This window comes from Marinobacter salicampi, from assembly GCF_011074795.1.
Lineage (GTDB): Bacteria > Pseudomonadota > Gammaproteobacteria > Pseudomonadales > Oleiphilaceae > Marinobacter > Marinobacter salicampi.
The window spans coordinates 63,390-76,561 of sequence record NZ_JAAMPF010000026.1 but is presented as its reverse complement, the minus strand read 5'-3'; the positions used below and the strand labels follow the sequence as shown (position 1 = coordinate 76,561).

The 13,172-nt window shown below is 49.0% G+C and carries 12 protein-coding genes; 6 read left to right on the top strand and 6 right to left on the bottom strand.

All coding sequences use genetic code 11. The features are described 5' to 3' along the window. Positions 1–217: 217 nt before the first annotated feature. Positions 218–922 carry a PEP-CTERM sorting domain-containing protein gene (locus G7W63_RS14590; RefSeq protein WP_166259646.1) on the bottom strand — a complete coding sequence of 235 codons (705 nt, stop codon included), beginning with the start codon at positions 920–922 and terminating at the stop codon, positions 218–220. 402 nt (positions 923–1,324) lie between these two features. Between G7W63_RS14590 and G7W63_RS14585 the strand changes: the two genes are divergently transcribed. Further along, entirely contained in the window at positions 1,325–2,215 is an 891-nt protein-coding gene (locus tag G7W63_RS14585) for a hypothetical protein (RefSeq protein WP_166259643.1), read from the top strand. Between the two features lie 329 nt (positions 2,216–2,544). Here G7W63_RS14585 and G7W63_RS14580 read toward each other — a convergent pair whose 3' ends face one another. Then, complete coding sequence (locus G7W63_RS14580; RefSeq protein WP_166259640.1) at positions 2,545–3,780, bottom strand: glycosyltransferase; 1,236 nt, start codon at positions 3,778–3,780, stop codon at positions 2,545–2,547. Positions 3,781–4,250: 470 nt separating this feature from the next. Here G7W63_RS14580 and G7W63_RS14575 point away from each other — a divergent pair, with 470 nt between their 5' ends. Beyond that, entirely contained in the window at positions 4,251–5,573 is a 1,323-nt protein-coding gene (locus G7W63_RS14575; RefSeq protein WP_166259637.1) for a phenylacetate--CoA ligase family protein, read from the top strand. 545 nt (positions 5,574–6,118) lie between these two features. After that, positions 6,119–6,937: a hypothetical protein gene (locus G7W63_RS14570; protein ID WP_166259634.1), complete on the top strand. Its 819-nt coding sequence runs from the start codon at positions 6,119–6,121 to the stop codon at positions 6,935–6,937. On the opposite strand, the gene G7W63_RS14565 is transcribed toward G7W63_RS14570, so the two are convergent. Continuing rightward, positions 6,934–7,887, bottom strand: a complete 954-nt coding sequence (locus G7W63_RS14565; RefSeq protein ID WP_166259631.1) for a glycosyltransferase family 2 protein — start codon at positions 7,885–7,887, stop codon at positions 6,934–6,936. The two genes, G7W63_RS14570 and G7W63_RS14565, sit on opposite strands and share 4 nt — an antisense overlap. Next, a complete protein-coding gene (locus G7W63_RS14560; RefSeq protein ID WP_166259628.1) occupies positions 7,853–8,890 on the bottom strand; it encodes an O-antigen ligase family protein in 1,038 nt (345 codons plus the stop codon). Before G7W63_RS14560 ends, G7W63_RS14565 begins: the two co-directional genes overlap by 35 nt. A 42-nt stretch (positions 8,891–8,932) precedes the next feature. On the opposite strand from G7W63_RS14560, the gene G7W63_RS14555 reads away from it, so the two are divergent. Next, positions 8,933–9,139, top strand: coding sequence for a hypothetical protein (locus G7W63_RS14555; RefSeq protein ID WP_166259625.1), 207 nt, complete (start codon positions 8,933–8,935; stop codon positions 9,137–9,139). A gap of 15 nt (positions 9,140–9,154) precedes the next feature. Here the strand turns inward: G7W63_RS14555 and G7W63_RS14550 are convergent, their stop codons facing one another. Then, positions 9,155–9,688, bottom strand: coding sequence for an arsenate-mycothiol transferase ArsC (locus G7W63_RS14550; protein WP_166259622.1), 534 nt, complete (start codon positions 9,686–9,688; stop codon positions 9,155–9,157). 17 nt (positions 9,689–9,705) lie between these two features. Then, complete coding sequence (locus tag G7W63_RS14545) at positions 9,706–10,821, bottom strand: glycosyltransferase family 4 protein (RefSeq protein ID WP_166259619.1); 1,116 nt, start codon at positions 10,819–10,821, stop codon at positions 9,706–9,708. 116 nt (positions 10,822–10,937) lie between these two features. Between G7W63_RS14545 and G7W63_RS14540 the strand changes: the two genes are divergently transcribed. After that, the gene (locus G7W63_RS14540) at positions 10,938–12,116 is read left to right on the top strand and encodes a carboxylate--amine ligase (RefSeq protein ID WP_166259616.1); all 1,179 of its coding nucleotides are present in this window, start codon (positions 10,938–10,940) and stop codon (positions 12,114–12,116) included. 19 nt (positions 12,117–12,135) lie between these two features. Continuing rightward, positions 12,136–13,158, top strand: a complete 1,023-nt coding sequence (locus G7W63_RS14535; protein WP_166259613.1) for a polysaccharide deacetylase family protein — start codon at positions 12,136–12,138, stop codon at positions 13,156–13,158. Positions 13,159–13,172: the final 14 nt, after the last annotated feature.

Here is a 13,172-nt window from a genome sequence, read left to right as displayed (position 1 = left end):
GCTACCCGTCAGCCATTCCAGCGGGCTCCGAACCCGCTCCGACTGGCCGAGCGATCTCAAGACATTTTACTGGACATTGCGCCCGAGGTCCCACCGACGGGCACTCTTCAGGGCATTATTTCACGATCAAAGCAATTCCGTCTGGTGGCCACCCTAAACAACTTCTTTGCCAAAGCATCGCAGTGCCGTGCGCCCAACCCGATCCTGAGTCGGTTTTTCAAATTGCCATATTGCTACGGTAGCGAAAAGCCAGCAAACCAGCCAAGCCCATTCCCAAAAGCCCCAGGGTGCCAGGTTCCGGGACAGTCGCCAGTTTCAGTTTGAACCGCAGATCATCAAACTCAAGAGCATTTATGGTATCACCCCCCACAACCAGCGTGGTCATGCCCGGTATGGACCAGCTCATGTCAAAGGGAACACCACGGTTGTCCTTGTGTCCGTCTCCCTCTGACCCGAACGCCAGATAATCTCCATTTTCGTCGAAGGCAAACCATACTGCATTCGCGCCAAACTCCTGGTCCTCGCCCGTGTAGCCAACAACGCCGTTCTGGCCTTTTAAAGAAACCCAGTCCAAGGGATGATGAAATGTCATGCCAAACCCGGAAATACATTCAATACGGTCCTCGCATTGAATCCAGCCCGCAGCGAAATTACCAAAGACTAACTCGCCTGTAGGCGCGGCAAAATCAAACTTAGGCCTGGTAGCATAAACTGAGTCAGTACCTAAATTGCCGCCCAAGTGCTGCAGAGTCACGTAAGGGGCGACACTGGACAGATCGCTTCCCTCCTGGAAGTGATCCGGCTCAATAACGATAGAGTATGCGTTGGCCGTCGACGATGCTGCGAGCACTGTTACCAGAAGGCAGATCGCCCCCGCCATTGATCGTTGATTGCCGTTCGTGCTGAGCGCGCGTGATTCCATGAGCGTTAGTCCTGGTAAACAACCTATGAACAGCTGCGTACAGCATGAATTGGGCCGTTTTTCAGTAAAGCGCTGCTAAACAACGTGAAAACTCAAAAAGTCGATGAATAAAATCCTGGTGTGTAAGCAATTCTGACACTCTTGTAAACAATTGCTCTGCGGTCAATCTTGTGAGCTGAGCAGTGCCTACAGCCAAACAGCTATGTTACATTGCGGCAATACGTAGCGTGAGCGAGGTCGGTGGTAATTATCTGGTTAGGCTAAAAAAAGCGTTATCTAGATGGCCGTGAAACATCATTCAGCCATTAACGGGCGGTAACCAAAATACACCCATATTCTGGATACAATAATCCGCCTTCAAGTTACGCTTCGAATGTGAAAACTAATTTTTTGGGGAATTTCATGCACAAACTTGCGGTTGCCTTCACTGCAGCGGGACTCATGACCTTTGGCGCTTATGCCAGCAGCGAACCACTAGTATCCGATTCTTTTGAGACGGGCGATATGTCCACAACAAACTCAGCTGGATTCAACTGGTCAAACACATCCTCAACTTCCATTGTTACTGCCACAACCGAGGTATACAAGACATCACTACTCAACGAACCGGCCCCATCAGATAGTAACTGGGAAGCAAAAACTGGCGATCACGCACTAAATTTTCGTTATAACGCCGGAAAAAACTGGGTAGAACAAAGATTTCAGATAGGCGAAGCTCATCCAGAAATCTGGATGAGCTTCTGGTTGCGTGTGCCGAACAACTACTCGCACCCTACGGTTGAAGGTGCCAGCGATAACCAGAAACTTATTTCTCTTTGGATGGATGGCTATTCGACTAAAGGTGAAGGCTCAACTGTGAATATGGAATTTAGGGGCAGTGGTGGGGGAAGCTCTTATTTTTATGGAAAAATAGCGCCAGGTGGCTATAAAGGTACCGGTGGAGATCGTGGCAGAGCTCCTTTCATACAGGTACCAGACGATCGTGGGCGGTGGATGCACTTGGTAATTCATGTCGCTAGTGAAAAGTCGGCTGGCGCCAGTGATGGCCTGCTTGAGGTATGGAGAAAGTGGGAAGGCGATTCTGAATACGAGAAGACACAGGATCTAAAAAACCAACCAATCAGCTTAAGCTCAAGCGTTAAAGGCTTTTCTCGCGGCTACTTAATGGGCTGGGCAAACGCCGCCTACCCAGTAGATACTGAATTTCTGCTTGATGATTTCGAACTCTCTACTGAGCCATTATTCTCAAATTCAAATGCACCAAATGCACCCTCAAAGCTGGTTGTAAGATAGCTAGCGTCGACTACGCGAGGAGTGGTGTACTCATTGCAATAACTCTGGCCGACGCAAAGCTCGGTCAGAGTTAGGAGATATGCGTAGCTCGATTTAGTCGATACTTAGCCACTGTTTCGCTCACCTAACCTATCCACAACCACTAATTTCTTGACCTGCCCCGGGCCCTTCCTAAGTTTGAAATATTCGGCTCCGGTTGTTGCCACTTTCGCCCAAAAACAGCAGGTTTCTTGACGTAGTCAGATGGCAGGGCCACTCCAACTTGCGGCTGGGCAAGCTGGCACTTAGTCTCACCGATCAGCTTTAGAAAAAATGCCATTCTAAAGCTATCAAAGACTAAAAAATAAATCCGAGAGTCGTTTTCCGATAGTTTTGAACGAAAATTCTTCAACTACTAATTGACGCCCATTAGCTGCAAGCCGACTGGCCAGGTCTGAATCGGTAAGTACCCTTTGTATTTGCGCTACGAACTCTTCCGGTGTTTCTGCAAACAGAACATGTTTCTCATCTTTGACCGGAATACCAACACAAGAGAACGGGTGAGCAACCAAAGGAACGCCCATTGCCATAGCGTCAAGCACCTTTAACTTCGTGCCACCTCCGGTTCTTATCGGACAAACATAACAGCTGGCCGCTTCCATATAGGGCCTTACATCATCAACAAAGCCGGTAACATTAAAATCACCGCTACTCAGCTTTTTAAATTCTTGTGGTGGGTTCCTGCCAACTAGAAGCATTTTTACCTTTTTATTTCTCTCCTTTAACTTTGGCCAAACGCTTCCCGTGAAGTAACGCATCGCATCCAGGTTCGGATACCATGACAGGCCCCCTGCAAAAATAACCGTATCTGGTTCACGCTCGTTCAATGCTTTGCGGCTGAAATAGTCAACGTCAACACCGTTAGGAATACTCTTTACATTAGTAGCCCCGTACTCGCGTTCTAAAAGTTCAGCATCTTCTTCAGAACATACCGTATTATAGGCAACCCGCTTCACATATTTATTCTCATAGGACATAAGCTTTTGGGCCTCTACCCAAAAATAAGCTTTCTTGACCAAGTTATTTTCTTCTTTTGCCCTCTCCCGCATCATTACACCTTCGATATTATGGTGATTCAATATGCAAGGATCAGAGATTTTAGCTGGCACAAACTGGAGTAAAGAAACCGTATCTACAAAAATTACATCGAAATTGAGTCTACTCAAAGTGGCTAATACTAACTTTGAATACTCACGTGATTTTAGCCAATTTACAGTATATGAATCTTTAGAAACGAGAGAATACAGCTTACATATTATGCTTTGGAATTCGCTGGTCTCGGAAGGGATATCTACTATGTGAACCTCTTCGCACAGGCTGCCTAGCTTACGAACAGAAATGCCAAGGGGATCAGTTTCGCCTACAAAAGAAGACTCCAACAACCGATTTTGATTAAAAGCCAACAAAACCACTTCATGAGATTTAGAAATCTCCTTTAACAGATTGTAACTACGCTGAAGAAGACCTCCTTTGGGAGGGTAAGGAACCATATGGGATAGCCACAATACACGCTTCTTCCTCGACAAAACACTACTCCTATTATAAATATAATATATCTAGACAGCTAACGATATTGAAGGTCTTGCATTAAACTCAGCTGTGAAAGAACTTCAAAAAGTCCACATGCGCTAGTCGTTGCAATCAGGACGCCTACTAATTTGGGGCGAACGAAGAACGAAGATAACGAGCTCAATCAGAAAAATACGACCACTCTTTCTAAATCTACCTTTCAAAAACCGGTGCAGCCTACCCAAATTTTCAGCATTAAAAATATGGAAAATGATACTACCGTGTGTCGGCAGTAGCAACCTCCGAAGCTATGATTAGCTAGGGTTTCCTAATAGATCGGACAGCACCTTAATGCTAAACACCGAGCTTTCCAAAGCACAAGTGTTCGTAGATTTGAGCATTACTTTGTTGCATAATAACAAGCTATTAGATGCCCGTTTCAACGGCAACGCCTAGCGGCATGCCGAGTAGAATTTTGGAGCAAAAAATGAACAGCGCTTTGTCAAAGTTTCTCTTTTTTTACCCGGTCACTTTATCGAAAGGAGAACCAATCGCTTTTCTGATAGGAGATTACAGGCGTAATCAATGGCTTCCTCTGCAAAAGATTCAAGAGCTCCAGCTTAAGTTGTTTAAAGAAATAATGCAGCATAGTATCGCTAACAGTGTATTTTACCGTGAACTTTATAGGAAACATGGCGTATCGGTTAACGATATACAAACCCTAGATGATATTAAGAGTCTCCCAATTGTATCCAAAGACGACTTAATTCAAAGCTTGGACATCATTTCCACAAAAAACAAAAACTTTTTTGCTTCTACAAAGACTACCGGGGGGTCTACCGGTCAGCCGGTTAAGCTCTTCAAGGACGCTCTGGCACTTGCACGTGAGCGCTGCGCCACTTCGCGAGCTTATGAATGGGCTGGTATTGGGTTAGGAGACTCTCAACTTCGTTTTTGGGGTGTTCCTCATTCGAAGAACGCCCGAAGGATGGCTCATTTGACGGATATAATAGCAAACAGAAAAAGAGTCTCAGCGTTTAATCTTACTGATGATTCTTTGGCAAGTTATTATGACGAGTCTAAAGTTTATAAGCCGAAGTATGTATATGGGTATGTCAGTGTTATCGAACGGTTTGCTAGGTTTATAGTTGACAATAATCTCGATCCTTTGCCCTCTGTCAAAGCCGTCATTACAACTGCCGAAGTGTTAAATAGCAATGCGCGCTCTGTTATAGAATCCGCTTTTCAGGTGAATGTATATAACGAGTACGGCTGCGGAGAGGTTGGCTCAATAGCGCACCAATGTGAAGTCGGTAACATGCATATCATGGCGGATAATTTGTACGTTGAAGTTGACGGAACCGACTCTGGCGAAATCATTGTTACTGACTTTTTTAATAGAGCTACGCCTCTAATTCGCTATCGTCTTGGAGATTTTGCAACTCTCTCGTCTGCTATTTGCCCTTGTGGTCGGGGTTTCCCAATCATAGACGCGATTCATGGTCGGGCCTATGATTTACTGGAAATGCCGTCTGGAAAGAAGATGCATCCTGAGTCGGTCATTTATGTTTTTGAACAGATTCAGCAGGAAACAAATGCTTTTAAACAATTCCAGGTGATTCAGCATAGCGTTAACACGATCGAGGCTAAAATAATTGCAAACGTAAACTGGTCTGAAGCCGTTTCAAATCGACTAATCTCAGAATTAAAGAAACACATCGATCGCTCTGTTCATTTTAGCGTAACGCAAGTGGATACTCTGCCACGTGAAAAATCGGGCAAGATGAGGTTGGTTAAGCGCAATTTTTAAAAAGAAATATTGGCGATCTTTATAGTCCCTTTTTAGCTCGCACGATTTAGTCGCGCTCAATGTGGTTTTCACGCCGCAGAGCGTCGGCGATATAGCTCTATGCGCGCCTGAGGACTTTGTCATTTTGTATGATAAGCATGCGCTTTCAGTGTAATACAGTAACTACTCTTCGTTCACACCCCCTTTTGTAGGCTAGGGACTTCGGCGACGAACTACAGTTATCTTGCTTTTTTGGATATAGCCGTCTTTCTGCGCACACCCATATTTAGTTACACCCCGTTATTTATATAGGCACGATCTAGATCAGCCTTATTTCTTATAGTTAGAGATGGAGACATAGCCTCTTGATCCAACTAGAAGGACATTATGTTATAGTGTCCGGGAGTCCATGATCTGATTCTGCCTTTCTGACAGTTGTTTACTTCGCCGCTTACGCAGGCGCGAGATCGTTGGCATTTCTGTCATCCGGACTTTGTCACAAGCGCAGTGATACACTAATTTAAGAGGTTTCACTTAATTACAATCAGTTTTGCAAGGATTCTTATATGGATATTCTAAGGTACTTAATAATTGCAGCCTTTGGGTCATGTAGCCTATATGCTTCGGCCTGGACTATTCACGCAGACTTTGACTCCGGTCCAATTGGCGCAAAGGTAGATAAAGGGTCTGACGGTTTTAGTGGTGCCGGTGGTGGAGGGCTGTACTCAGATGAGAAATCGATCAAGGGCAACTCTGCGAAGCTACATATCAAAAAGGGTAAAACCGGCTACGGCATGTGGGGGGGTGAATTCATGTTTCCGGAGAAACTCTATCGTGGTGATACAATCTGGTATCAAGTGCATACATACTTCCCTGAAGACTTTGACCATTATTCGTACGGAGAAGGCAACCGTCTGAAATTCTTAAGAGTCTGCACCAGGTCCGCAGAGGACAAGAACCATGGATGTGTGGATTTTTTGCTCGACAAGAAGTCCACAGATAACGCGTTTAAATGGATCTATGAGGGAGAGAACGTCTGGCGGAACGTTGGTAAACCAGAAGATATGATTGTGAAAGAAAAATGGGAAAGCTATCAACTACAGATTACGTTTGACTCCAAGCCCCTGGATCTCGGGGGTCAAGCCGAAGTGCGTGTATGGAAAAATGGTGAGCTACTCGGGCACATCACTGACCGTCCTACGTTTAAAGAAGATTCCGATTTCTCACATCGAGCACTTCTATTTACCTATTGGAACGGCGGCGCTCCTAAAACCCAGTCAATGTACGTTGATGAAATAACGATAACTAATGAGCGTCCTGACTGGACTGATGCTCAGGGTAATCCCATGATCAAAAGCGCCGTACCACAGCTTCACCAGGATTAAATGCGGCTAAGATTGAAAGCCCGGGCTAGCGGCCTTGATAACAGCCCGATCAAGGCCGAGCCTCTCCCGGCGAGGTAAAAATTCATAATAAGATAACTTAGAACGGTAGACTTTCCGTCCCAGCCCAGTTTGTAGAGCGTTAAGCCCAATGGGAAAAACAAAAAGGCCAATGCGGCGGGCAGGAAGACTGACCAATTGGCAGTAATCAATGTGGCCAACACGGTTAAACTAATAAGCACATAAAGCGTCGCCGCAAGCATAACGCGGCTTGCCATAAAGGCTTTAATACTTCCTAGATCTCCTGACGCATGCCAGCGCTCTCGCTTAAGGAATTCCATTACTGACTTTGGGTAACCTTCATGGAACACTTTCAGCCGCTTATCAAAAACGGGAGGTGCACCGTAGGCTGCAGATCTTATAGAGAAGTCATAATCCTCGCCGCTGTCCAGCTTTTCATTGAACCCACCTAAGTCTTGAAAAAGATCTTGCCTAACGAGAACATTAGCGCTGTTAATGTACTTTCGTTCACCCCTCTCCATTTGGGAAAACCAAAAACGCTCAAGCCAGTTCGGCGTTGCCGAAACATGAACAGTATCACCTGCTAGGAGCACTGACTTCTCTTCAGTGATTTCGTCAAGTGCGACTTTCCACTGCTTGGAAACCAGCACATCGGAGTCAAGGAACATGATGTAGTCGGCTGTTGTTTCGCCTGCGCCTTTGTTCCTGGTGGCTGAGGGGCCTTGTCTATTTTCAGAATATAACAAACGGAAGCCATAACTAGCTTTAAGCTTATCGATATTGCCCTTAGGGCCGGACATGCTGACAATCACATCGCATGGGCTGACTCCCACATCAGCCAGACTATCCAGCAGATTGACGAGGTTTTCCTCGTCATCAAACACCGGTATGACAATTTCATACGGCCTTGGCCTTGGCTTTGGCGCTGCCACTGAATGCTCCCTTTTGCACTTTAATTTCACGTTCCCTGTCTCTTGAAAGCCGCATTTTGATAATCGCAAGAGCCAAGAGGAAATAGATGTAGGGATAGAATGTGATCGACATGAAGATCGCCCCTACAAAGTAGGTCAGGACCGAGGCATTCAATGCAACCCTGAAGCTTTCCAGGAACTCAAGCTCCGGCCCCGGGTCTTTGTGCTTCTTTACCAACGACCTGCTGGAAAACACAGAAAAGTGGAACCAGACATACAAAATCAGAGCTGGTATCCCTAAGGTCGACGCAACCTCAATTAGAGAGTTGTGGGCCACCTCCCTCCTGGTCGAGAGATAGCTCCCGTCGCTGACCTTAAAGTACCTGTGGTAGTGTTCCGGAAAAGACCTGAAGCCAACACCAAGTATCGGGTAGTCCTTGGCCATCTCTATCCCAGCCTCCCAATAATCTATGCGGGTGGTGGACGTCTGGTCCGAGCCTGCGGTCTGGAAGCGGGCTTTCTGTTCTTCAGGAAAGAGCGCCCATGCAATAGTTACGAACACCGCAACATAGGCAAGGTTTTTGAAGCTTATTTTCCTGTACGCGAGCAGCAGGTAAATGAGGCCCACCAACAGAGCCAGTTGCCCGCCGCGCGAGCTGGCGCCCATCACCGCCATAGCCGCGGTGACGGGCAGTATCCAGTAAAGCTTCGTCTTCGGCTTCATATATAGGATAAGCGGGATCGACATCACCGTGCATAAGGCCATCAACAGGCTGTACTCACCACTGTTCTGAAAGAAACCTGGGGGGCCCTGTATGCCCCAATCGGTGAAGCCGAAACCCCGGGTTGCCCAGACGCGTGCGCCAAAAAACGACATTTTAAAAATGCACAGAAAGAAGATGATCATCAGCAGCTGTAACTGCTTGACGTTTTTCACGCAGTTGGAAAGAAACAGAACCTCCAGGGCAAATATGAATGGCGTGGTTATGTCCTTGGAGGAAATGTGGGGGTAGAGGGAATTCATCGCCGACAGCCAGGCAAGGGTCGCAAACAGGAACACCAGGAAATGAGTGCCTGTGAACTTGAGCCTGTTATTTCCGATCATGGTCAGAAAGCCGACCAGAATAACGATCTGCATCCAGGGGATGATATCAAGGCCTGGAATGATCACCTGGGGGCGCAAATAGTAGAGAACGATAAAGGCGAGGCCAAGATAGAAAATCAAATCCTGGCCTTTCAGGGCCTGCCGGAATTCTTTGAAATCACTTTTTAATACAGCAAACACCAGTTACCTCTTTAGGCTCTTCGCCAATTCAACGGTGTGGTAGACGATGTCATCAATGGTTTTTGTCATGAAGGTATCGTTGGCGGAATACGGGTCGTTGATGCGGAACGTCTTCTTTTTTCCGAACGAACCCAAGAGCAGAAAAGGCCCGTTATAACCAAGGCTCTTAATTTCCCGAATATGGCTCGCCTCCATGCAAACGAAAACGTCGCCGGTTCTGGGGACGTAGTCTTCTACGCTCGTGGTCTTATGAGACGACAGGTCTATATTTTTGGTTTCGTATGCGATTTTAAGCAGGCGGGGGTTCGCGCCCTTCCCTGTGTTTGTGTTCAGGCCCAAAGAAATGGCCTCGATATCGGAATGGCCTTTGAACACCCATTCGGCAAGGGCACTTCGGCATATATTCCCCTGGCAGACGAACACCAGCCTGTCCGGTGGCGTATCGCAGCGGGTGTAGTCGCGAAAGGCGCCCACCCGGCAATACAGCTCGTCGAGGCAATAGCGCAACAGGCCCTTTTTACTGCCGAATTTGTCCATGATGTACTGACGGAGCATCATACGGCCTCTATTCCATAGAGATTGGTGTACCGCTGTCGCATCACTTCCTCGCTGTAATTGTCCTTGACGTACTTCCGACCTTCTACAAGGCGCTCCGAGCTTTCAGTTCCCTCGGTAACGGCCTGGAGCTTTTCAAGGGCTGCAAACAGGGACGCCGCTGTATGTTCCTCGGCCAGAAAGAGCAGGTGCTCCGGTACCACACGCTCGACCCCGTTACGGGTCGACAGAATTGGCTTGGCCGCAGCAAGGGCCTGGGTCAGGGCCAGCGGGTGCCCTTCTGATGACGAGGTCATGAGGAAAACATCAACGGAGCCGAAAAACCCGGGCACGTCGTCGATAAAGCCCAGGAATTCAACGTTGTCTTCAAGTTCTAACCGGGCCACTTCCTTTTTCAGCTCGATGGCACCACTTTTGGTATCGTCGCCGGCGATCCGAAGCCTGGCGTTTATACCGTTGCTTTTCAGAAGCCGGATAAACTCCACCGCAAGGGGGTAGTTCTTCGCGGGCCTGACGTTGCCTAGGCAGCCAAACACCAGGGGCCTTCCGGGCTCTCCCAGCGTGTTAACCGGTAGCTTTTCCAGCTCGCTTAAATCGATACCGTTGGGAATAACCGTCGGATGCAGTCTGCAATAGGACCCGGTGGTGTGGTTAATGGTGTTCTTAAGATCTTCAGTAACCGACACCACGTGCCGGGAGCCCATCTTGATAAGGGCCAGCTTGGCATTGCGAAAGCGCTCGTCCGGCGATATGTCCACGTGACCATGAAACGTGGCGGTGACGGGAAGCCTGGTGATAAGACCCACGATTGAAGTGTAAACGTTGGAGCCAAGCAGATGGGATTGAATATGAGTCACTTTCTCCCTTCGCACAATGGAAAGGACCTCGAACAGAAACTTGAGGTTAAGTGAGCCTTTACAATCCCGGATATAGTACGGAATCGAGCGTTGTTTGAGCTGCTCCTCCACCCAGCCCGGCCCCCGTATCAGCGCGACGCTGCGGTAGCCCTGTTTGATACAGCCCTCGGCCAGTGCCAGGAAAACTGTTTCAGCCCCTCCCGGGCCCGTGGTGTCGATTACATGCAATACGGTGGGAGTCATTCCACGTTTGGCCATTCCATTGATCCGCTCTCTATATTCGTTCTATGTTAACCTACGTGATTAGGTGGAGCCAGTGCTGTTTCTACACGGATTTGTTAGGCTTGATTATCTGTATTTCCAAGAGGTTGTGAATGGATTCTAATCTGCCCAGCGTGCTGGTTCTGGATGCCAATCAGCGTAGTGCTCTTGCGGTTACCCGCTCCCTTGGCAAATCCGGCCAATTCCAGATCACCACGGCGGACGCCACGGTACAGGCCCTTGCTGGTCAGTCCCGCTACAGTCAGGCCTACCTCCAGCACCCTGACCCGGGCGAACACCCCCGCGACTTTATCGCCTGGATGAAGGACCTCACCGCTCGCCAGCATTTCGATCTGGTCATGCCCACCACTGAGGTGACCAGCCAGCTGTTACTGTTTTGCCGGGATGAATTGCCAGGGATTGAGCTTCCGTTTGCGCCCTATCAAACCGTTATGGCCCTTTCTGACAAGATTTCACTGGTAGAGCTTGCTAAAAGCCTGGGCATTCCTGTGCCAGAGAGCCGGATGTTCAAAAATGCCAGTGAACTGGAAGGTGTTTCCCTCCACTATCCGTGTGTATTGAAGCCGGCCTTGTCCCGTATCTATACGGGGGATGATTGGGTACACACCCAGGTGAGGGTTATTCATGATGCGGCCGGGTTACAGAAGGCGCTAGAGCTTTCCCCTTATCTTGAGACGACGCCGTTCATGCTGCAGTCGTTTATTCCGGGCCATGGCGGCGGTGTTTTCTGTCTTTACAATAAAGGCCAGCCGCTGCAGTTTTTTGCCCATGAGCGCCTGCGGGAGAAGCCGCCTGAAGGGGGCGTCAGCGTTCTGTGTCGGAGCGTAGCTGCCGACGAAGAGCTCAAGGCAACCGCACAGAAACTGCTGGATGCAGTGAACTGGCACGGGGTCGCCATGGTCGAGTTCAGGATCACGCCGGAAGGCAAGGCCTATCTCATGGAGATCAACACCCGGTTCTGGGGATCCCTGCAATTGGCGATCGATTCCGGGGTGGACTTCCCCCTGATGCTGGCAAAGGCCCAGCTTGGCCAGCGGGTCGTTCCTACCGAAACCTATCGCACCGATCAACGGCTTCGCTGGCTGCTGGGTGACCTTGACAGTCTCTACTTGTACCTGAAAGGGCGGCAGCCCTGGATGAAAAAGATTATGAGACTGGTTAGCTTTCTTTCCATTAGACTCCGTCATCAAAAGCACGAAGTTAACCGTCTGGATGATGTGATGCCGGCATGGCATGAACTCAGGCAATACATCAGAGCGCTGAAAAAATGATAAACTGGAGTATTTCAGGGTGAGTTTCTCGGAAACAGCGATAAATTTCCTGACCAGCAGTCCTGTATGCCGGGTCATGCAGCCTTTGCGTCGCCGGGTTGTGCCGGTTTTTCTGCTGCATCGCTTTGCGGACAACGCCCTCAATATTCACGGCCACTGTCCGGATCACCTGGAAGCGGTGCTGATTTATCTTCGAGCGAACGGTTATACGGTGATTTCGGTAAGGGAACTGGTGCATGCCATGCTCGATCACCGCCCGCTTCCGGAGCGAGCCGTCGCATTTACCCTGGATGATGGCTTCTATGACCAGGCTGACAGTGCCCTGCCCCTGTTTGAAAAGCACAAGGCCCCGGTCACCCTGTTCCTGGCGACCGACATGCAGGAGCAGCAATACTGGTCCTGGGACTACAAGCTGGAGTACCTGTTCAAGCATACGACCCTGACCAGCATGGAGCTTGACCTTGGCCTGGGACCTGTCCATGTCCAGTTTTCCAACCCGGAAGAAAGGCGCACGCTGGTACGACAGTTAAGGCAGGTCTACAAGTGCGAGTCGAACAGGAATGCCGAGCAGGTCGTCAAAGAGCTCGGCCAGATGCTCGAGGTAGAGGTCCCGGTGACGGCTCCTCCTGAATACCAGTCCATTACCTGGGATCAGGTCCGGCGTATCGAATCACCCTACATTGAGTTTGGCCCCCATACCAAGCGCCACCCAATCCTGGCCCAGGTAAGCGATGACGAAGCCAGGAGCGAGATTCTTGGCAGTTGGGAGATACTGAAACGGAATGTGGCCAACCCGGTACCCGTCTTCTGTTACCCCAGTGGCCGGGAAAGTATTGATTTTGGCGATCGGGAAAAGCGGATCGTGGCGGAGGCCGGACTGTTGGGTGCGCTGTCCGCGGACCCCGGCTACGCCTACCTGCTGCCACGGACAAAAAACGACATCTACGCCATCAAGCGCTTCAGTTTTCCCAACACCATGCCCCCCTTCAAGCAGTACTGCAGCTGGCTGGAGTATGCCAAGGAAATCCTCACCCGGGCCTGACGCCTGCTTTACGG